We start from the raw sequence: 21,430 nt of genomic DNA on the forward strand, positions 1-21,430 counted from the left end.
GCGAATTCTTTTCGTCGATTTGGGATCACCACTTCGCAAACTATGCGGAATGGGCAATTCAATTGCTATGGAAGAATGTCCTGCTAAGTGCCTGTGGTTTTTCTGACTATAAGCGTATTTGGGGCGGTTGTGCTCGCCTTTTATCAGTCGCCAGGGAATGCTGCAATGTGGTTTGGCCTTGGTGGGAATGGTAGCCTGAAGGGGCTGTATTTAATGCGAAATTCGCATTAAACCTAGACCAAGGTTCGTGAGGCAAGTATTTCGTGACGCTACTTTATGCAGTCCTCCTCGCGGCGCTGGCAGTGATCTTGGCACCGGTAACCGTAAAGGTTATTGACCGAAAGGCAGGCTATCTACTAGCTGGCCTTTTTGTTATTGCAGCGGTCCTTATTGCCAAGGAATTTCCTGCCATTGCAGCCGGGGAGGAATTGAGTTTCCACGCCACTTGGGTGCGCGATTTTATCGCACCGGGCGCCGACGTAAGTTTTGCTCTCCGCGGGGATGCGTTGAGTATTTTCTTTGCTATGTTGGCGCTGGTCATTGGTGCCGTCGTCTTTACGTATTCGGCGGCTTATCTGCCTAAGAATGAGGGTAATACCAGCTTCTACACCTTGATGACAGCGTTTACGCTGTCCATTTTATTGCTGGTTTTGGCCAATGACGTTGTGGTTTTGTTCCTTGCCTGGGAGCTAGTCTCCTTGGCTTCCTTTATGCTGATTGCGCGCTCCGGTTCGGGCGGCGAAGCTGGTTCGCAGCGCACCTTGATCCTGACCTTCGTTGGTGGATTGACCCTGCTGACCGGGTTGGGTATTGCTGCGACAGTGACCGGATCGACTGCGGTATCTGAGATTCTGGCGTCGCCGGTATGGACACAGCGCCCCAGTGTAACAGCGGCCGTAGCCGTGTTGATCGCGGCGTCTGCATTTACCAAATCGGCGCAATTCCCATTCCACTTTTGGCTTCCTGAGGCTATGGCCGCCGCCACTCCGGTTTCGGCTTTCCTTCACGCAGCCGCAGTGGTCAAGGCTGGCGTGTACCTGCTGATTCGCTTTTCCACGATCTTCCACGATGTGGCGGTATGGAATTGGCTGCTCATCGTGGTTGGAATGGGTACCGCGGTAATGTCCGCGGTCTTTGCAGTGCAAAAGACGGATTTGAAGAAGCTCACGGCTTATTCGACCGTCTCCCATTTGGGCTGGATTGTCGCCACCATTGGTGTGGGAACCCCATTCGCTATCGCCGCAGCGTTGGTACACACGTTGGCGCACGCGCTATTTAAGTCCTCGCTGTTTATGCTTATTGGCGTCATCGACCACGAGGCCGGTTCGCGCGATATTCGCCGCCTCGGACCACTGTGGAATAAGATGCCGTGGACATTTGGCTCGGTAGTCATCGGCGCGGCCTCTATGGCCGCAGTACCACCGCTTTTGGGCTTTGTATCCAAGGAAGGCATGCTCACTGCGTTTGAAGACGCCCCGATTGGTGGCACTGGTCAGGTCATCTTGCTCATCGTTGCCGCCATCGGCGCCTTCTTTACCTTTACCTACTCCGCCAAGATCGTTTTCGGCGCCTTCTTTGATGGACCTCGCGATATGGGACATGTCCATGAGGCTCCGGTTTCCCTGTGGCTGCCTGCCGCACTACCGGGCTTTATGTCCCTGCCGCTGGTATTTGTACTCGGAATCTTTAATAACCCGATTGACCATGCAGTGGCTGCTGTTGGTCTAGAGCACCATTCGCACCTTGCCCTCTGGCACGGGCTTAATGTTCCTTTCCTTATCTCGCTCGTGGTCCTTATCGCCGGTATCGCCGGTATCTTTGCCCGCAAGAAGATGTGGGCAAGCTTTGAGGACAGGGAGTTTATGCCGCGCAGCGGCAATGATTTGTTGTATTCCCTGATGAAGGGTTGCTCCCAGTTGGGGCGCGTCCTGGGCAAGATGTCCGATTCGCATAATCCGTCCCGCCACATGGTGCCCATTGTCATTTTGATTATCGTGTTGGCCGCGACCACCCTCATCCGCGATGGCGTCGATGGGGTAGCGCTGCAGCCGAGGGTAGATGGTCTGGATAACCCATGGGATCTGCTGCCATTGGGAATCATCGCGCTGGCCATGTTTGGTTTGGTGCGAACTCAGAACCGCTTGACCGGTGCCATCATGATCGGCATTGCCGGCACTGGTGTAACCCTGCAGATGTTCCTGCTCGGGGCGCCGGACGTAGCTTTGACCCAGTTTATGGTGGAAGCCCTATCCGTCATCGTTATGATGATGGTGCTGCGCTACCTGCCGGAAACCTTCCAACCGGTGAAGAATAAATCCCGCAAGACCGGCTCTATTATCATCGCAGTTTTGGCCGGTGTTGCTGCATTCTTGGGCGTGTGGGGCCTCATGGGCCGACACGAGCGTTCGGATCTGGCCATGTGGTATCTCGATAATGCGCCGGATATTACCGGCGGCGATAACGTCGTGGCTACCATCATCGTGGAATTCCGTGCGCTCGATACATTGGGCGAGCTTTCCGTGCTGGGCATGGCTGCAGTGGTTATCGCAGCCATTACTACAACGTTGCCGCGGTTCCCATTCAAGTCAGGTACACGTCCCGCGCCATTTGGCCAGTCACAGCTGAACTCTGTGCCATTGCGTAAGGGCGTAAACGCGGTGATCCCGTTGCTAGTAATCATGTCTGTCATCGTTTTCTTCCGCGGCCATAATGCCACTGGTGGTGGCTTCCCGGCAGCATTGATTATGGGCGCAGCAATCGGGCTTATCTACCTGTCCCGAGGATCTGATGAAATCGTCTTTGGCCGCATGACTCCGATTCACTTGACTGGTATCGGTATTATCACAGCCTTGGCTGCAGGCTTCGTGGGCTACTTGCACCACGGCCTTGGCAACGGTGGCTTCCTCGCGGCCATCCACGCCGAGGCCTTTGGTCAGCACTGGACTACCTCGCTCATCTTCGATTTGGGCATCTACCTCGCGGTGTTGGGCATGTTGACCATGGCGATTAATGCCCTGGGCGGTTACCTGCGCCCTGGCACGGAGCGTGACTTCCTACCGTGGATTCATGATGATAATTCCGCGCTGCCAACCACGCCGCGCATTTCGCTTGAGGATGTCGACGATCCGTATCCGGACCCGATTAACCCCTCGACCGATCCTCTGGCTTTGCTGACGCCATCGGAAGCAAGGACGAAGAGGAAAAATAAACGGTCCATGCCTAAACGGGGAGGAGAGAAGTAATGATCCTTGCATTGACTATTGCTTTGCTCATAGGCAGTGCCGTCTACCTCATCCAGCAGCGCGGTTTGGTGCGCATCGTGTTGGGCATGATGGCCTTCGGACACGGAGCAAACCTAATGCTGCTGGCGACGGGCGTGTACTCCTACCGCGGCGAGTCCTTCCCCTCCCAGGTTCCACACGACCAGATGGCAGATCCGCTGCCGCAGGCCTTCGTGTTGACCGCGGTGGTTATTTCCATGGCAACCTCGACCATCCTGTTGACGATGGCGGCAATGGGCAAGAACGACGACACCGATGTGGTGGAGCCGGTTGATGACAACACCATCGACCATGCCTTTTCAACCTTGGGCCGTGACGCCCAAAATCGCCAGATTCTGGAAGAATCCACCAACCAACTTGACCGTATCGGTCAGGTGGACCACGACACTCCCGTAGCAGAGCGCGGGGCAGCTGAACAGAAGGAGGATGATAAATAATGACTGACGCTGTAGCTCAACTCCTTCCGCTCTTCCCAGCGGTCCCGCTGATTGCAGCAGCCTTTGCACTGCTAGCACCGTGGCGTGCGGTGCGCGATTCCATCATGTTGATCATCCCGGGCATGGGAATCTTCGCTGGCCTGGGGCTGCTGATGTACACCATGAATAACGGGGTAGTTGCCCACACAGTGGGCCTATACCAAGGCAATGTGGGTATCCCGTTTGCTGCGGATGCTTTCTCCGCGTTGATGATCATCACCACGATGATTGTCGCTTTTGGTGCCAACTGGTTTGCCATTGCGGGCGGGGAGACCAAGTCTCGCTTTTATCCATCGCTCACCTTGATTTTGATTACCGGTGTCTGCGGTGCGTTGCTTACTGCTGACCTCTTTAACTTCTTCGTCTTTATTGAGGTTATGCTTCTGCCGTCTTATGGCCTTATCACCATGTCTGGTACTTGGTCGCGTCTGGCGGCCGGACGTGCCTTCGTCTTGGTGAACCTTTTCGCCTCCACCTTGCTGGTCGTTGGCGTGGGTTATATGTATTCGGTTACCGGCGCGGTTAACCTTGGCGCATTGAAGGGTGCGGCAGCAGGTAACGGGCCCGTCACCGTCGCCGCGGGTTTGATTCTCATTGCAATCACCGCCAAGGCCGGCGTATTCCCTGTGCAGTCGTGGTTGCCTCGCACTTACCCGGGGACCTCAGCTGCGGTGATGGGCCTGTTTTCCGGCCTGCACACCAAGGTGGCCGTGTACATGCTCTATCGCCTCTACGTGCAGCTATTCGGTCTGGATCAGCGCTGGAATGTGTTGATCATCGTGATCATGATCATCTCCATGATGATCGGTGCCTTTGGCGGCCTAGCGGAGAACTCCATTCGCCGCGTGCTCGGCTATCAGATGCTCAACGGCATGCCTTTCATCTTGGTAATGCTTGCTTTTACCTCTGATGACCCACGCCGCGCACTAGCAGCCGGCATTATGTACACGATTCACCACATGTTGACTGTTGGTTCGCTGATCTTGGCTTCTGGCGCCATTGAGGAAACCTACGGCACGGGCCTGCTAACCAAGCTGTCCGGTCTCGCTCGTCGGGACCCCATTATCGCGTGGATTTTCGCTGCCGGTGCGTTCTCCGTCGTAGGTTTCCCGCCGTTCTCCGGAATGTGGGGCAAGCTGATGATCGTCTTCGAGATTGCCCGGGTAGGAGGCGCGTGGGCGTGGATCGCTATCGCGGCTATTATCATTGCCTCCTTTGCCGCCTTCTTGGCCATGCTGCGGGTATGGCGCAAGGTTTTCTGGGGCAAGGGCTTGCCGGAAGATAAGGTTCCGGATGAACTGATCATCCGCAAAAAGCTCATGGCCCCCTCTGCCGCACTCATCCTTGGTTCTCTGTGCATGTTCATTTTCTCTGGAATCGTTCTGGACGTTGTGGATAGCGCCTCGGAGCAGCTGCTTGATACCACCGCTTATACTGAAACCGTCTTGGGAGACGAGCCGATTGCAGTTCCCAATATCGATGAAATTCAGGAGGGCCGTTAAATGAACGCAGTGGTGTATGCATTGTGGCTCATTAAGGAAATCTTTGTGGCCGGCATTAGCCTGGCGATGGCGGCCTTTAAGCCAGATAACGAATACCACCCGGTTATCATTCGTTATCCACTGCGTGTGACTGGCGCATGGGAGATCTTCTGGTTTACTTCTTCCATCACCGCAACGCCAGGAACGCTTTCGTTGGGTTTGCGCGAGCCACCCCGCAAGGGGCTGCCGCGCATCGTGCTGGTGCAGGCAGTTCAGGGATCTGACCCGGCGGCAATCGTGGCTGACTTGGCTGATATGGAGCAACGCCTTGCCCCACGGGTGAAAGACATCGACTACGGCGTCCCAGGCCAAGGAGAGACGACGGAATTGGATGAGGCATTCTACGAGTATCCCCTCGAATCTGTCGGTCGCTTTATGCGCTCGCCTGACTTGGCGCGGGCGGAGGACACTCCGCTTTCAGAAAGCGAAGCGGACGTCGAAAAGCCGAAGCGTCATGCCCGGAACATAAAACGCAGGAAGGAGACCGAGCGATGATTGATTTTGCCACACTGTCCCCGTTCGGCTGGGTCGTATTTGTATGCGTATTCATCATTGGCATCGCCACATGGTGCGGCGTGCTGCTTGCACTGCGCACACGCGATGAGCTCACTCGCGCAATTACGTCTGACATCGTGTTCTACGGCATGATCTGCATGTACTTGGCATGGTCGATGACCAATAACGCCCCGATGGCCTACTACATTGCACTCCTCGGTGCCATTGCCGCGGGCGTGCTGCCCACGCTATCTATGGCCCGCATTATCTCGAAGGGCAGGCGATAAAATGGCTATTTCTGAGGTTATCGCCTCGGTGCTACTTATTATCGCCACCATTTTGGTGGTCGCGACGGTTATATCCCTGTGGCGGGCGCCCGACGCATTGACGCGCGCTAACCTGCTGGGGCCGACCGTGGGTCTTGCGGTACCGCTGATTATCGTGGCCAAACTAGTTGTAGATTTTGGCCGCGATGGCTTTTCCCTGTGGCTACTCATTCAAGCACTGATCGCCTGCTTCGGCGTGTGGATTATCAGTTCAGTAGGTTCCTTCTACCTGGGACGTTCCATCTACGGCGTAACAGTTACTGACGTCAAACACGCCAAGCATAACCACAAAAAAGTCCAAACCGTGCAAGCCAAGGAAGACGATATCTAGTCACCCTCAGCGCCTTCTGGCGGCGAGTCTTATCTGCAATAGCGCTCAATGGCGGAAATGCAGACGAGCTCGCCGCCTTTTGGTTTTACTGGATTGTGGCATTCACCGGACCCTAGATTCATGACGCGAAAATAGTGCACAGCAACTGCCGTGCTCGGGCTAGAATGGATGCACACTATTCGGTGCTTCTAGCCCGCCCCGAAGAGAAAACAAGGAGTAACAATGAAACTCATCACGGCCATCGTTAAGCCCTTTACCCTGCCGGAAATCCGTCAGGCGCTAGAGCAGCAGGAAGTACGCGGTCTCACTGTTACTGAAAGCCAGGGCTTTGGGCAGCAGCGAGGGCATAGCGAGGTATATCGCGGAGCAGAATACGCCACCGATTTTGTGCCTAAGGTCAAGCTGGAAGTAGTAGCGGCGGATGACCACGCTGAAGACATCATCAATGCCATTGTGGATGCTGCCTACACTGGCAAAATCGGCGATGGCAAGCTGTGGGTAACCCCAGTAGAAGATGCCATTCGTGTACGCACCGGGGAGCGCGGCGAGGCGGCATTGTAAAACCAGTATGCTTACCGCCGCACAGATTCGCGCCGAGGCCCATGCCTCGGCGCTTCGTGTATTGCGCAGCCTCGAGCTCCCAGTGGGGACTGCGCTCGCTGCCACCGGGTCCTTCGCCCGCAATGAGATGACCCCGCAATCGGATATTGACGTCATCCTTATCTATCCGGAAGGCCACGATCCAGACCCAGCGCTGGTGGAGAAGTTGTGGTTGCCCGTATGGGATGCCAAGTATCGCCTAGATTATGCTTTGCGCACCCCGCGGGAGTGTGCGGCAATAGCTGCAGAGGATGCTTCTGCTGGCTTTGCACAGTTGGACTTGGCCTTTGTCGCAGGGCGCAAGATATTAGTGGATGAGGCGCGGGCACAGCTGCTCGCAGCGTGGCGACGCCAGCTGCAGCGCGGCTTTGATGACTTTGTGGATACCGCGATTATTCGCTGGAAGCGCTCGGGCGCGGTAGCAGCAATGACGAATCCAGACTTGAAAAATGGCCGTGGGGGACTGCGCGATATTCAGCTTCTGCGCGCGATGGCTTTGGGTAACCTGTGCGACTTTCCTGATCTAGACGTCGAAAAGCAGCTGCTTCTCGACGTCCGCACACTCCTGCATGTCAAAGCCCGACGCCACCGCGATATCTTAGACCCCGAGTTCGCCGCGGACGTGGCTGCGGATTTGGGCTTTGAAAACCGATATGCCTTAACCGCCGCTTTGGTAGGCGCTGCAGCCACTGTTAATAAGGCCGTAGAACGCGGCCTGGCCACCGCCCGAGGGGTGCTGGGGAGAAATGCGCTGGCGGCGGGCCGCGGGCAGCGCCGTCCACTCGATGTGGACGTGGTGGCAGAGGGCGGCGTTATCTACCTTTCGCGCAAACCGAATGTGGAGGATCCGTGGTTGCTTACGCGCGTGGCAGCTGCCGCGGCGCGCACGGGATATACCATCGCCGAGACCACCTGGCACCAGCTCCAAAAATTGCCGAATCTGCCGCCACGCTGGCCGCGAGCAGCGGTGGATGATTTCTTCGCCATTTTGTCGTCCCCGCAATATACGCCGCGGGTTATTCAGGATTTGGACCGCTATGGCTTGTGGGAACGTCTAGTGCCGGAATGGGGGCATGTGCGCGGTTTGTTGCCGCGCGAGCGCAGCCACGTCAGAGCGGTGGACCATCATCTCATTGCGACGGTTACTCGGTGCGCGGAGGTGCGCACCTCGGTAGCTCGCCCTGATCTATTATTGCTGGCCGCGCTTTACCATGACATTGGTAAGGGCTACGAGCGCCCCCACGCTCAGGTAGGCGCGGAAATGATAGCTCGCCAGGCAGCCCGCATGCGGTTGAGCGTGGCCGATAGGTCGCGTGCTCAAATTCTGGTGGCAGAGCATACCACCTTAGCGCGGCTAGCTGCGACAATGGACCCGTTCTCCGATGCCGCTCGCGACGCATTGTTGGCCGCAGCGCATTACGATCCGCTGATTATTTCGCTGCTGGCGGTATTGGCTAAGGCTGATGCACAATCGACAGGGCCTAGCGTCTGGACACCGCGGGTAGAGCAAGCGCAGAAGCTTATCGTCTCGCGCGCTCTGGAAGCACTCAAACCAGGCGTCCTTCAGCGCCCCGCGGTGCACGTGCCGCTATCTACTGAGGGCGTTGCGCTTACGGTGGATTGGGAAGACCAAGAAGTTACTGTGTCCTGGTGTGGCTCCTCCAAAGGGGAGCTCAAGCGCATTTTTGCCTTGCTGTCCGCTTTGGGGTGGACCATCGTGCGGGCCAATATCGTCAAAGAGGATGACGGTACTTATAAGGCGGAGTTTTTCATCCGCACCGTACAACAGACCCTCAAGGAAGCGGCCCAGGAGATAAGGTTTATCCAGTCTTATAACTCCCGTACCTATACGGAGCTGCCAGATATCGAGGGAGAAGTAACCACCGCGGCTTTTGATGTGGGCGGCATCTTGGTGATCCGTACCGTCGAGCGCATTGGTGCTTTGGGGCACTTGATAGAGGCATTGCCAGACTTTGTGTGGCTGCGCCATGAGATTATGGGCGCGACAATGATCGTCAATGTCTTCCTTGCCGGGGAGGCTTCCCGCGCTACGGTGGTGGGGAATGTGACCAGGGCCCTGGCAAGGGACTAAGATTAAATAGTTGAACTTTAGATCGATCTAAATTAAGGGAGCGCATCCGTAGTGTTTGACTCACTATCAGACCGCCTACAGTCAGCCCTGGCGGGCCTGCGCGGTAAGGGCAAACTGACCGAGGCTGACATTAATGCCACCGCCCGCGAGATCCGCCTCGCGCTGCTGGAAGCTGACGTGTCTTTGACCGTCGTCCGTGGCTTTATCAAGCGCATCAAGGAACGTGCCCGTGGCGCGGAAGTCTCTGAGGCGCTCAACCCAGCCCAACAGGTAGTTAAGATCGTCAATGAAGAGCTCATTGAGATCCTCGGCGGCGAAACTCGCCGCCTGAACCTAGCGAAGAACCCGCCGACAGTGATCATGCTCGCCGGTTTGCAGGGTGCCGGTAAGACCACGTTGGCCGGCAAGCTGGCCAAGCACCTGGCCAAGCAAGGGCATACCCCGATGCTGGTGGCCTGTGACTTGCAGCGCCCAGGTGCGGTGCAGCAGCTACAGATCGTCGGCGAGCGCGCCGAGGTGCCGACCTTCGCGCCAGATCCGGGTACCTCCCTGGACTCCAATGAGCATGAAATGGGTACCTCCCACGGTGATCCGGTGGACGTCGCCAAGCGCGGTATTGCTGAAGCCAAACAGAAACAGCACGATGTGGTCATCATCGATACCGCCGGCCGCTTGGGCATTGATGAGACACTGATGACGCAGGCGCGCAATATCCGCGATGCCGTGAACCCAGACGAAGTCCTCTTTGTCATCGACTCCATGATCGGCCAAGATGCCGTTCAGACTGCCGAGGCTTTCCGCGATGGCGTGGACTTTACCGGTGTGGTTCTCACCAAGTTGGACGGTGATGCCCGCGGTGGCGCGGCCCTGTCTATTCGTGAGGTCACCGGCAAGCCTATTATGTATGCCTCTACCGGTGAGAAGCTCGATGATTTCGATGTCTTCCACCCCGAGCGCATGTCCAGCCGCATTTTGGGCATGGGTGACTTGCTTTCCCTCATCGAGCAGGCCGAGGCCACCTTGGATCATCAGAAAGCCGAGGAGGCCGCCTCCAAGCTTGGTTCTGGCGAGCTGACGCTGAATGACTTCCTTGAGCAGATGCTGATGATCCGCAAGATGGGGCCCATCGGCAACCTGCTGAAGATGATGCCCGGCGGCAAGCAGATGAATGAGATGGCCGCCATGGTGGATGAAAAGCAGCTGGACCGCATCCAGGCCATCATCCGTGGTATGACTCCGCAGGAGCGTGAGGATCCGAAGATCCTCAATGCTTCGCGCCGCAAGCGTATTGCTAATGGCTCTGGCGTGAGCGTTTCTGAGGTCAACCAGCTCATCGAGCGCTTCAACCAAGCTAAGAAGATGATGTCTAAGATGGCTGGCCAATTCGGCATGGGTGGTATGGGTGGCCGCTCTGCTACCAAGAAGAAGCCGAAGGGCCGCAAGGGTAAAAACGGCAAGCGCAAGAAGGGCAAGGGCGGCGGCGGAAACCGCGGCCCGAAGATGCCGGGCGGAATGCCGGGCATGGGCGGAATGCCAGGTATGCCCGGTGGTGGCGGCATGCCGTCCATGGAAGAACTGCAAAAACTCCAGCAGCAAATGGGCGGCGGCGGCATGCCGGGGATGCCGGGCATGCCAAAGATGCCGAAGGGAATGGAAAATATTGATCTCAACAACTTGGACTTTGGCAAGGGCAAAAAGTAGCGTGCCCCAGTCTTAAGGCATAGCAAAGGAGGCTCCCACGTTATTGTGGGAGCCTCCTTCGTTCTATGCAGGCAGTTGGGTGCCTTATCCCCAGCGCCCGTGCTCGTAGGCGTTGGCGCGTGTTCGCGCGCTATGGCCTAGACGGCGTCGTCGTGCACAGTGTTGGGGTAGGGGACTGGGTTGGCATGTGGCTTGCCGGCGTCGGTAGGTGCGGCGGGTGCCGGCTCCACAGCTGCTGCGGCCTGCTCCGGGGGGATATCAGGGGCTTGCTGTTGGACCTTTTCCCCGTTGAGGAATGGCTTCAGGGCCTCTCGAATCATGGGCATAGCCGATTCCGCGAAGGCATTGGTGATGTGGTGCATGTCGCGGTAGACCATCGTATTGCCGATGATGACTGGGCAGTCACCATTGTCATCGCAGAACCACGGGGCGGTATCTACCGAGAGCATATTCTGGTACTTCGAGAGCACTACTGCACCGGGGTCATAGGGCTGGTAGACCTGCTCAAAGCGCATGCCGCAACCATAGGCATCTTCGGTGGCTACATAGCACTCATCGAACTCGCGCGGACGGCCTTCCTCATCGAAGCCCCACGGGTTATCGCGGAAGCCCAAGAAGGGGATATCGCGCTCGGCTAATTCATCCCAAAATGCCTGGTAGCCAGCGGGAACAGCATCGGGGCCCGTGCCGTACTCATTTTGCGGGCGCGTGGTATTTGAAATCACCAAGGCTGGGTTTGCTTCTTCGATGCGATCCATCACCAGTTTGCCCCATTCGGCGCACTCAGGGGTCACGGTGACATCGTCACCCAGCTCGATGGGGCAACCTTGGCGTAGCAGCGGAACCAATTTAAAGCCCATTTCCTTGCCCAAGCGGTCAAGCGCGGAAGAATACTGTTCCGCGTGGGAGCCGCCTACCAAATAGACTTCCTTTTCTGCGTTTGTGTCACCGAAAATGCACGGAGTTTTGCCGTCTTTGCGGGTTTCGAAGAAGAAATCAGCGGGCTGGCTATCCGGAACAAAGCACCAATTAGCAGCCACTGGTGGCTGGATGCCGCCGGCCAGAATTGGGTCAGGCTTAATCTCTACATTATCCGGTGGGGTGAGGTGATTGATGAACGTCGTCGCACCGGGGTAGAGGGAAGGATTCAGAAGTTCTGCGTCGGCATCATCAAGCGTGCGCATCCACAGCGGCTGAATGGCCAGAAGGCCGACAACGGCCGCAGCAACCACGACACCACCGACGCCGCGAGCAGCGCCTGCCGGCTTCCGCAATGTCGATAGGCCCTTGCGTACCGGCAGATCCTCGGCGGTGGGGCGCTTGCGATGCTGGCGCAGTGGCCGCTCCAAAAAGCGGTGCGTGAGGTCCGCCAGCACCAGTGAAATGGCGATAATGATAACGCCCAGCCACCACGATGGGGTTTCTTGACCCAAATAAGAGGTGGACAGGATAAGCAGAGGCCAGTGCCATAGGTAGAGCGGATAGGCTACATCGCCCAGCCAGCGGGCCTGTTTGGAGGCCATGGCCTTGGAAATCTTGCCACCGCCACCCAAGATGATGAGCACGGCGCCGCCCAGCGGCAAGAGCGAAAGCGGGCCAGGATACGCGGTGGTATCGGCGATGATGGCACCGGTAAAGATGAGCATCACAAGGCCCAAACCCGTAAAGAGGTCATAAAGGCGGGGCGGAATCTTCCAGGCGGAACCGTAGATGGCTAGGACAGCACCCAAGGTCAACTCCCAAGCGCGTGACCAGGTGGAGTAGTAGTTCTCCGGGGTGCCGTAGAGGCCGTGGCGTGAAGCATAGGCGAAGGAGGCAATGGTGGCCACAATGAGGATCGGGCCCGCAATCTGGTTGACTGTGGGGAAGCTGCGCTTACCCAGTGGTTGGTGCTTCGGCCGGAACTTCATGATGGCTGCCAAGATGATCGCAAAGGCAATGCCCATGATGTAGAACTGGCCCTGTACGGCCATGGACCACATGTGCTGCAGCGGGGAGGTATCCGCTGCGGCCGCCGTGTAGTCGGCGTTTTGTTCCGCTAACTCCCAGTTTTGGTAGTACAGCATGGTGGCGGTGATCTGCTGGGTGAGCTCGGTGCGCATGAGCTGCGGGGTGAAAATGCGCACCAGAATGTAGGTCACGCCAATGACCAAAACTAAGCTGGGTACCAAACGTCGCAGGGTGCGCCAGATGGGCCACCAAGGGTTTAAAGAAGCGTTGGGCTTGCTGGCGTAGCGCAGCTGGGAGCCCAAGAAGAAGTAGCCGGATAGCAGCAAGAATACGTCCACGCCGCCGGAAACGCGTCCAACGAAGACGTGGTAGATAACTACTAGGCCGATGGCAATACCGCGTAGACCATCAAGGTCATAGCGGTACCGGAAATTTCGCGGTGATTCTTTAGTCATAAACTGTCTTTTCGTGCGTCAACGCCTTTACAGTGAGGCAGAAAGCGCGCCATACATATGGAACCAAATGTCTATATTCGGCCCTTAAGGCTACTCTGCTTTAGCATCGATGGCATAACGAACCTGCGTGAGTGGCGTCGTGATTTTAAAATTGCAGATACTCGCGCTAAAATACTTCAGGTTATCTACTCGGATACTCCGGGCTAGGTAATCCACAGAACGTAATATTCTGCGTAGCACCGTTCCCGTCTACGGTCGGCCGGTATGTCACGCGCAGATTAAATCCAAGGGTTGAACCGGCGCACTACCTGGTGCGCGTCTGTACTGCCCAGTGACTAGAAAAGGAGCCGTCATGGCTGTCAAGATTAAGCTGCAGCGTTTGGGCAAGGTCCGCGCTGCTGAGTACCGCGTTGTTATTGCTGATGCCCGCACCCGTCGTAACGGCAAGGTAATCGAGAACATTGGTATTTACCACCCGAAGGAAGAGCCTTCCCTCATCCAGATCGATTCTGAGCGTGCGCAGCACTGGCTGTCCGTCGGCGCGCAGCCAACCGAGCCGGTTCTTGCTCTGTTGAAGGTCACCGGTGACTGGCAGAAGCACAAGGGTCTGCCTGGTGCAGAAGGCACCCTGAAGGTTGCTGAGGAGAAGAAGTCCAAGCTGGAGATCTTCAACGAGGCACTGGCTGAGGCTAACAACGGTCCGACCATCGAGGCCATCACCGAAAAGAAGAAGAAGGCCAAGGAAGAGGCTGAGAAGAAGGCCGCTGAGGAAGCTGCTGCTGCAGAGGCTGCCGCTGCTGCTGCCGGCGAAGCTGATGCCGAGGCCGAGGAGAAGGCTGAGGAAGCTTCCGAGGAGTCTGCAGAGTAATCTGCCTTCCTTTGCTAAACGCGCAGCGCTTCTAACTTCGGGCCCTGCCTACACCACTGTGCAAGTTGTGTAGGCGGGGCCTTTGTGTTGTGTGGATGAAATCAACCGGCCCAAAGAGATGACCGCGCACGCATGTCCTTGGTGGAGGTGCGTGCGCGGTCATTTTTAGAAAAGGTACGTTGAAACCCTGCAAGCTACAACGGGTGGGGGAGGGTGAATGTTTCCCTTAGCTCTGTGGCTTGTAGTCGGCATAGCGACTGTAGACATTAGACGGATCTTTAAAGTCCATGCCACGCAGGCCGCCGGCAACAACCGGAGCAAAAAGTTCTAGGATTTGCTCGCGTGGTAGCTGTGACATGGGGCCGTTGACGGCAAGAACGGTAAAGCCATGGATGGTAGACCATGCCAAAAGGGCGTTCTGCATGAAATATGTGGGGTCAGTAGTATTGTCCAAAGCTTGCGCGTGTCGGGCGAGAAGGGCGAAGAAATCGCGAATCTGCTGAAGGTGATCCATCTTCGGATCATCTTCGGTGTGTGGATCCACACCGAGCATGAAGCGCAGCGCCTTCCATTCCAACATGCAACGGAAGAAATTGGTCTCATCCAAGGCAAACTCGAGGTAAGCGTAACCGATTTGCACCAAGTGCTCTGGAAAATCCAAGTGCCCGGCAGCCTCAGTAGTCTCATGCAGGCGCCGGACCAGTTCGTCGGTGGCAAGCTCTGCTACCTTATCGTGTAGTTCTTCTTGATCCTTGAAGTGGCGGTAGGCGGAGGTAGGGGATACTCCGGCTTCGCGGGTAACGGCACGGACCGTGATGGCATTGGGGCCGCTTCGCTTGCCTAGCTGGACTGCGATGCGGAGCAGCTCATCGTGGAGGTTTCCATGATGGTAAGGCTTATTATGCGATTCCATGAGAGTCATTTTATCACCGAAACTTATTTTCCTATAAACTATTTTGTCAGCATAGTGAGCAACAAAATTGCGGGGGTAGAGGTACCGGAATCCGCAGCTGCAGCCTCGACTTTATGCACCTCATATGCAGGAAGATGCACGATCGTGTCTGGCGTAAGGGTGACGGTTTCTTCACCATAAGTGAAGTTGAGCTGCCCGCGGAGCGTCTGCACGATAATGGGATGAGCGGCCTTGTGGTCCGGTAGGGACTGTCCTGGTGCAAAGCTAAAGAGAATTAGATTAGCGCCATCGGTGCTCAAGACGCGCTGCACGCCTGGGCGGGGCCGCTGCGGATCCGTATCCGGTGCGATATCGAGCAAATTAAGTGTAGTCATAGCGGAAGCAGTGCCCAGATGGGAAGCCGCGCCAAAAGTATCCGGGGAATTGGTAGGTAAATCGCTCATGTGCCTACTTTAACGACAATGAGCCCCAGAAACTGGAACTTTTTCGAAGTAGCTGAAAACCCATCACTGACAAGGGAAAAGGCTCGTGCTGTAGAATTTCCGCTATGGAATTGATGATTGGTCGCGTGATTAAATCGCACGGCGTGAAGGGTGAAGTAGTAATCGAGGCCACTACTGACGAACCGGAGGTGCGCTTTGCGGTGGGGGAAGCGCTCCATGGCACGCAGGGCAAAAAAGAGCACACGCTAACTATCAAGGCAGTCCGCACTCACAAGGGAAGGCTGCTCGTTACCTTCGAAGAAGTAAAAGACCGCAATGTGGCGGATAGCCTGCGCGGCACGAAGTTTTTCGCCGCGCCGCTCGATAACGATGATGGCGGTTTTTATGACCATGAGCTGGAAGGACTACGCGTACTTCTGGCGGGCAAGAACATTGGTGAGGTTACGTCGGTCATCCACGGTGGAAGCCAAGATTTGCTAGAGGTAAATCTCGACACTGGCAAGGAAGCACTCATTCCTTTCGTGCATGCCATTGTTCCTGACGTGGACCTTGCAGCAGGGACGTGCACCATTGACCCGCCGGAAGGATTGCTGGACCTATGAGGCTTGATGTTGTCACCATCTTTCCGGAGTACTTGGAGCCGTTGCGGCATGCACTTTTAGGAAAAGCCATTGAACAAGGTCGCCTTGAAGTAGGCGTACATGATCTGCGGCAGTGGGCGACTGATGCGCATAAGTCTGTCGATGATTCGCCGGTCGGCGGTGGCCCTGGCATGGTTATGAAGCCGGAAGTATGGGGGCCGGCACTCGATAGTGTTGCTGCTCAGGAAAGTGCACCGAACCTAGAATCGGCCCTTCCGCACTTGAACCGTCCCCGCCACGATGAGCTTGAAGGAGTAGAGGCGCACGCCTATGCGGTTGACGCCCAGCCCGAGGAGGATAGTGACCTCCCACTGCTCATTGTGCCTACCCCAACGGGACAGCCGTTTAGTCAAGCGGATGCGCGTGCGTGGTCGACTGAGGAGCATATCGTCTTTGCTTGCGGGCGTTATGAGGGAATCGATCAGCGTGTGGTGGATGATGCCGCGCGTCGCTACCGCGTCCGCGAGGTATCCATCGGTGATTATGTGTTGATCGGTGGGGAAGTAGCGACGTTGGTAATTGCAGAGGCCGTCGTGCGACTCATTCCAGGCGTGCTGGGCAATAAGCGCTCCCATGAAGAGGATTCCTTTTCTGATGGTCTCTTGGAGGGCCCGAGCTATACCAAGCCGCGAGAGTGGCGGGGTCTGGCCGTACCGGACGTTTTGACCTCGGGAAACCACGCCTTGGTGGATAAGTGGCGGCGCGAACAAGCATTATTGCGCACCTGGCAGCGCCGTCCCGAGCTGCTGGAAGTAGCAGAGCTAGACAAGGATGATAGGGCTTTCATTGCGCAATTGGAGCAGGAAGCTAAGGCTAAGGGTGAAGGCTAATGGAGGTTAGTGCTGATCTTTCCGTGCTTCTAGGAACTCGAGAGAATGAGGATTGCCTCGCAGGACTGCCTGACAGGCTACGTGCTCAGGGCTTTCATCCAGCTAGCATTTTCGTCATTCAGGTAGCGGAATCATGCCCGGAGAGCAGCCCGTTAGCGCAGGAATACCGTTTCAGGTTTGGTCAGCGACCGCAGGGAATTCCGGTGTGGCGGCTTATAGTTAACGGTGAGACCGCACACCCCTTAGCCACCGTGGCCCCCACTGTGGCGGAATGTTTGCCCCCGGAAGCGCTGTGGTTGGGGAGCGCGGAAATCGGTTTTACAGAGATGGGGCTTGGTACCCCAGCGGTATGGCGAGCGGAAGCTGCGTAATAGGCGCCGACGAGGAAATTAATTGCCGCATTTTCACGCTAAATCTGCAGCGCTTAGGCCGTCTGGGGTTATAGTTAGGGGGACATTCCCTCCAATTTTCTATTCCCAAGGTGGTCCCTAAACCATGACGGCTCCCAATGGCAATAATTACGGTGGATTTAACCAGCAGCCGCCCCAGTACAACCAACAGTATTATCCCCAGCAGAACAATGGCGGCGTCAGCGGTGCCACGATCGCTGCGATTATCGCAGCCATTGTGGCGGTAATCGCGGTGGCTGCCATGGTTATTATGTTCGTGACCAATAACCAGAGCGATTCTACGGATAGCGCTGCAGGGGATAGCCAATTCCAGCAGGCGGATGCGAATAGCGGATCCGGAACTGGGTCGGGGTCCGGCAAGAAGTCCGGTTCCTCCAAGGATTCTGCAGAGGATGAGGACTCCAGCCCGGTCACGGTGACCGAGACCAAGGAAGCCCCGGCACCAGCACCGGCACAGGCTGGTTCCGCTGGCTCCAGCAATGGACATTCCTGGGGTGATTACCCTAACTATTATGCGACTGGCCCGACTTCCAGTCCTTTTGCTCGCAACGTCTACACCGCTTTTATGAATAACTGGGTTGCGGGTGGCGGCACCAACGTCACCTTGAGTGTCTATTCGCCGAGCACCGGTCGTACCTACACCATGTACTGCTCCGGCAGCTCCGCCCGGGTTACTTGCACCGGCGGCAAGAACGCCCGCGTGGTTATCCACTAGGCACGCGCCGCACCTTCCTCCTTTCCTTGCTGGAAAGGAGGTTTTGCGTTGAGGGGGGCGTCGGCAAGCGAAGGCGGTGAAGGGGCAGTGCGGTAAATTGGGTGGGTCTAATCCCAAACCTCGAGAAAAGAGTGAGGAGACCACGTGAATACTGCGGCAACCATCGCCGCCGAGCTCAACGTAAAGGAAACGCAGATTTCCACCGCGTTGCAGCTGCTTGCGGAGGGCAATACTGTGCCTTTTATTGCCCGCTACCGCAAGGAGGCCACCGGCGGGCTGGATGACTCCCAGCTGCGCACTATTGAAGAGCGCGCGAACTACCTGAAGGAATTGCAGGAGCGTAAGGAGACCATCCTTGCGGCGATTGAGGAACAGGGCAAGCTTAGCGACGCCCTGAAGGAACAAATCCTTGCCTGCGAAACCAAGGCGCGCTTGGAGGACCTGTACCTGCCGTATAAGAAGCGCCGTAAAACTAAGGCGGATATTGCCCGCGAGGCCGGCCTAGAAGAGCTGACCGATAAGCTCATCGCGGATCCTCACGCCACCCCAGAAGATCTAGCGCAGGCCTTCCTTTGCGAGGGCTTTGAAGATACAAAGAAAGCCCTCGACGGCGCCCGCGCCATCCTGGTGGATCGCTTCGCACTGGACGCTGACCTGGTGGGTGAGGTGCGAGAGCGCATGTTTACTAAGGGTGTTATGGGCGCGCACGTCATTGAGGGCAAGGAAGCAGAAGGGGCGAAGTTTAAGGATTACTTCTCCTTCAACGAGCCTTTCCACACATTGCCCTCGCACCGCATTTTGGCGCTCCTGCGGGGCGAGAATGAAGGCGTATTGCAATTGCAGCTTGATGCTGGCGATGACGCGGACTATGAGGACGTTATTGCCTCCCGTTTCGAACTGGATCGCTCCTCCAAGTGGCTTGCTGACGCCGTCCATTGGGGCTGGCGCACCAAGCTTTATATTTCCTCCAGCCTGGATGTACGTATGCGCCTGAAAGAAGTGGCAGAGGAAGGTGCGCTCAAGATTTTTGCCACCAATTTGCGGGACGTGCTACTTGCTGCGCCGGCAGGACAGCGTGCCACCATTGGCCTGGATCCGGGATATCGCAATGGCGTCAAGTGTGCGGTTGTAGACAAAACCGGCAAAGTGCTCGATACCACTATCGTCTACCCGCACCAGCCGCAGAATCAGTGGAGCCAGGCGCTACAGACCTTGTCTACCTTGTGCGCCAAGCATTCGGTGGACCTTATGGCCATCGGAAATGGTACTGCCTCCCGTGAGACCGAGAAGCTCGCCCAGGAGATTGCGGACCTCATCAAACAGGCCGGAGGCCAGAGTCCCACACCCGTCGTAGTCTCAGAGTCCGGCGCTTCGGTGTATTCTGCCTCGCAGCTGGCGGCGGAGGAATTCCCCGATATGGATGTCTCGCTGCGTGGTGCAGTCTCCATCGCTCGTCGTTTGCAGGATCCTCTGGCGGAGCTGGTAAAGATCGATCCGAAGGCTATTGGGGTGGGGCAGTATCAGCACGACGTTAACCAGACCGCGCTCGCTCGCACCCTTGATGGTGTGGTGGAAAGTGCCGTGAACGGCGTGGGCGTAGATCTCAACACTGCTTCCGTCCCGCTGCTGGAGCGGGTGGCTGGCGTTAATTTCACCATCGCTGCCAATATTGTGGCTTACCGCAATGAAAACGGCTCCTTTGCTTCCCGCAAGGAACTGAAGAAGGTGCCGCGTCTCGGGCCGAAGGCTTTTGAGCAGTCCGCCGGCTTCCTTCGCATCAATGGCGGCACCGATCCGTTGGATGCCTCCGCCGTGCACCCTGAGGCTTATCCAGTTGTCTCCCGCATTGCGGAAAAGACCGGTCTGGGCATTTCCGAGCTTATTGGCAATACCCGCGTACTTTCCAAGCTTGCGCCAGCAGATTTTGCAGATGAGACCTTTGGTATCCCTACGGTGACCGATATCATCGCTGAGCTGGATAAACCCGGCCGTGACCCGCGTCCGGAATTTAAGACCGCAACCTTTAAAGAGGGGGTACATAAGGTCTCCGATCTCACCCCGGGAATGATCCTTGAGGGCACAGTTACCAACGTGGCGGCCTTTGGCGCCTTTGTGGACGTTGGAGTACATCAGGACGGGCTCGTCCATGTTTCTGCCATGAGCCACAAGTTCGTCTCTGATCCGCACGAGGTCGTGCGCTCTGGCCAAGTGGTCAAGGTAAAAGTCATGGAGGTCGACGTTGAGCGGCAGCGCATCGGCTTGTCATTGCGCCTAGATGATGAACCGGGGCAGCAGGCTCCCAAGCGCCGTGGCGATGCGCAACATGCCGCAAACTCTGGTGGCAGGGGAGAAGGGAAGCGCTCCGGACACAAATCCGGGCGCGGTTCCCGGGGTGGCTCGCGCGGCCGCACTGGCGGTCGAGGTGGCTCCGGCGGTGGTGGCGCCATGGCCGATGCCCTGAAGAAGGCAGGCTTCTAACCGCCGTGGTCTAGTGTTTTGCCTGCTGCTTTAGCTCCCATCGTTGCGTACGGTGGGAGCTTTTGCAGTCCGGAGGGAGGATTCTGCCACGATGTTGTCGGAACCATGATGCGGGCGAGGTGGAACCCATCCAATCACCTGCGCAAACTTCACCTAGCGGTGGTGGGGACGGCCGCTTAGCAGTTTCCCTCCTAAGCTGCGGCGGCGTAGCTTGGGCGGGGGAGAGAAAGAAGTGCTGGGAAGGAAATTTGGTTCCTGCAGGTACATATGGAAAAATAGTGCACCGTTCTATGTAACGGGCACGAACCGGTTAGGCTTCACGCCGCTAGGGTCCTCTGTCCCAAACTGAAAAGGAATATTGGCATGTCCAACATTATTGACAAGGTCGATGCAGCACAGCTGCGCGACGATATCCCGTCCTTTCGCCCAGGCGATACCCTCGACGTTAACGTAAAGGTTATCGAGGGTAACAACGAGCGTGCACAGCTGTTCAAGGGCATCTGCATCCGTCGTCAGGGTTCCGGCATCCGTGAGACCTTCACTGTCCGTAAGGTCTCCTTCGGTATCGGCGTTGAGCGTACCTTCCCGGTTCACTCCCCGAACCTGGAGTCCATCAAGGTCTCCCGCCGCGGCCGCGTTCGCCGTGCGAAGCTGTACTACCTGCGCGATCTGCGCGGTAAGAAGGCTCGCATCAAGGAGCGTCGCTAGTAGTAGTGCGCTGCGCGCCACCATCCCCCTTGCACCCTTGTGGGTGTAAGGGGGATTTTTGTGCCTATTGCCAGCTATTTCCTGGTGTCAGCCGGCAGGCTTTAACCGGATAGTTGCCTGTGAATTCTCCAGCCGCGAGGGGGATAAGGCGGGAACCGGGACGTGGGGTTGCTAGG

Annotated in this window: 18 protein-coding genes; 15 read left to right on the forward strand and 3 right to left on the reverse strand. The window is 56.9% G+C overall.

The window, feature by feature from the left end; genetic code table 11:
* The first annotated feature begins 263 nt into the window (after positions 1 to 263).
* The 9 genes from WMP96_RS01090 (at position 264) to ffh (ending at position 10,843) form a co-directional block, all read left to right on the forward strand.
* Complete coding sequence (locus tag WMP96_RS01090; protein ID WP_239207558.1) at positions 264 to 3,242, forward strand: DUF4040 family protein; 2,979 nt, start codon at positions 264 to 266, stop codon at positions 3,240 to 3,242.
* The gene (locus WMP96_RS01095) at positions 3,242 to 3,718 is read left to right on the forward strand and encodes a sodium:proton antiporter (protein ID WP_023021275.1); all 477 of its coding nucleotides are present in this window, start codon (positions 3,242 to 3,244) and stop codon (positions 3,716 to 3,718) included. The genes WMP96_RS01090 and WMP96_RS01095 overlap by 1 nt, the downstream gene beginning before the upstream one ends.
* Positions 3,718 to 5,259, forward strand: coding sequence for a monovalent cation/H+ antiporter subunit D family protein (locus WMP96_RS01100; protein WP_023021276.1), 1,542 nt, complete (start codon positions 3,718 to 3,720; stop codon positions 5,257 to 5,259). Before WMP96_RS01095 ends, WMP96_RS01100 begins: the two co-directional genes overlap by 1 nt.
* On the forward strand, positions 5,260 to 5,793 hold the full coding sequence (locus tag WMP96_RS01105) for a monovalent cation/H+ antiporter subunit E (protein ID WP_023021277.1): 534 nt from the start codon (positions 5,260 to 5,262) through the stop codon (positions 5,791 to 5,793).
* A complete protein-coding gene (locus WMP96_RS01110; RefSeq protein WP_023021278.1) occupies positions 5,790 to 6,080 on the forward strand; it encodes a hypothetical protein in 291 nt (96 codons plus the stop codon). Before WMP96_RS01105 ends, WMP96_RS01110 begins: the two co-directional genes overlap by 4 nt.
* Before the next feature lies 1 nt (position 6,081).
* On the forward strand, positions 6,082 to 6,450 hold the full coding sequence (locus WMP96_RS01115; RefSeq protein WP_340431899.1) for a Na+/H+ antiporter subunit G: 369 nt from the start codon (positions 6,082 to 6,084) through the stop codon (positions 6,448 to 6,450).
* Positions 6,451 to 6,672: 222 nt separating this feature from the next.
* Entirely contained in the window at positions 6,673 to 7,011 is a 339-nt protein-coding gene (locus WMP96_RS01120) for a P-II family nitrogen regulator (protein WP_086587453.1), read from the forward strand.
* 7 nt (positions 7,012 to 7,018) lie between these two features.
* Positions 7,019 to 9,142: a [protein-PII] uridylyltransferase gene (locus tag WMP96_RS01125; RefSeq protein WP_239207559.1), complete on the forward strand. Its 2,124-nt coding sequence runs from the start codon at positions 7,019 to 7,021 to the stop codon at positions 9,140 to 9,142.
* A gap of 51 nt (positions 9,143 to 9,193) precedes the next feature.
* On the forward strand, positions 9,194 to 10,843 hold the full coding sequence (ffh, locus tag WMP96_RS01130) for a signal recognition particle protein (RefSeq protein WP_239207560.1): 1,650 nt from the start codon (positions 9,194 to 9,196) through the stop codon (positions 10,841 to 10,843).
* 137 nt (positions 10,844 to 10,980) lie between these two features.
* Here the strand turns inward: ffh and WMP96_RS01135 are convergent, their stop codons facing one another.
* Positions 10,981 to 13,248, reverse strand: coding sequence for an acyltransferase family protein (locus WMP96_RS01135; protein WP_239204266.1), 2,268 nt, complete (start codon positions 13,246 to 13,248; stop codon positions 10,981 to 10,983).
* A 352-nt stretch (positions 13,249 to 13,600) separates the two neighbouring features.
* On the opposite strand from WMP96_RS01135, the gene rpsP reads away from it, so the two are divergent.
* Positions 13,601 to 14,116: a 30S ribosomal protein S16 gene (rpsP, locus tag WMP96_RS01140; RefSeq protein WP_005325261.1), complete on the forward strand. Its 516-nt coding sequence runs from the start codon at positions 13,601 to 13,603 to the stop codon at positions 14,114 to 14,116.
* A gap of 226 nt (positions 14,117 to 14,342) precedes the next feature.
* Here the strand turns inward: rpsP and WMP96_RS01145 are convergent, their stop codons facing one another.
* Together WMP96_RS01145 and WMP96_RS01150 are read right to left on the reverse strand one after the other, a co-directional pair.
* A complete protein-coding gene (locus tag WMP96_RS01145) occupies positions 14,343 to 15,029 on the reverse strand; it encodes a TetR/AcrR family transcriptional regulator (RefSeq protein WP_239204264.1) in 687 nt (228 codons plus the stop codon).
* Between the two features lie 38 nt (positions 15,030 to 15,067).
* Positions 15,068 to 15,472, reverse strand: coding sequence for a cupin domain-containing protein (locus tag WMP96_RS01150; protein WP_239204262.1), 405 nt, complete (start codon positions 15,470 to 15,472; stop codon positions 15,068 to 15,070).
* A gap of 104 nt (positions 15,473 to 15,576) precedes the next feature.
* Here WMP96_RS01150 and rimM point away from each other — a divergent pair, with 104 nt between their 5' ends.
* The 5 genes from rimM (at position 15,577) to rplS (ending at position 21,254) form a co-directional block, all read left to right on the forward strand.
* Complete coding sequence (rimM, locus tag WMP96_RS01155) at positions 15,577 to 16,074, forward strand: ribosome maturation factor RimM (protein ID WP_034655408.1); 498 nt, start codon at positions 15,577 to 15,579, stop codon at positions 16,072 to 16,074.
* A complete protein-coding gene (trmD, locus tag WMP96_RS01160) occupies positions 16,071 to 16,943 on the forward strand; it encodes a tRNA (guanosine(37)-N1)-methyltransferase TrmD (RefSeq protein WP_239207563.1) in 873 nt (290 codons plus the stop codon). The genes rimM and trmD overlap by 4 nt, the downstream gene beginning before the upstream one ends.
* A 495-nt stretch (positions 16,944 to 17,438) precedes the next feature.
* Entirely contained in the window at positions 17,439 to 18,068 is a 630-nt protein-coding gene (locus tag WMP96_RS01165; protein WP_239204258.1) for a hypothetical protein, read from the forward strand.
* Positions 18,069 to 18,212: 144 nt separating this feature from the next.
* Complete coding sequence (locus WMP96_RS01170; protein WP_340431907.1) at positions 18,213 to 20,546, forward strand: Tex family protein; 2,334 nt, start codon at positions 18,213 to 18,215, stop codon at positions 20,544 to 20,546.
* Between the two features lie 363 nt (positions 20,547 to 20,909).
* The gene (rplS, locus tag WMP96_RS01175) at positions 20,910 to 21,254 is read left to right on the forward strand and encodes a 50S ribosomal protein L19 (protein ID WP_005325245.1); all 345 of its coding nucleotides are present in this window, start codon (positions 20,910 to 20,912) and stop codon (positions 21,252 to 21,254) included.
* Positions 21,255 to 21,430 lie beyond the last annotated feature (176 nt).

It is taken from the genome of Corynebacterium sp. KPL4035 (genome assembly GCF_037908325.1).
GTDB lineage: Bacteria > Actinomycetota > Actinomycetes > Mycobacteriales > Mycobacteriaceae > Corynebacterium > Corynebacterium kefirresidentii.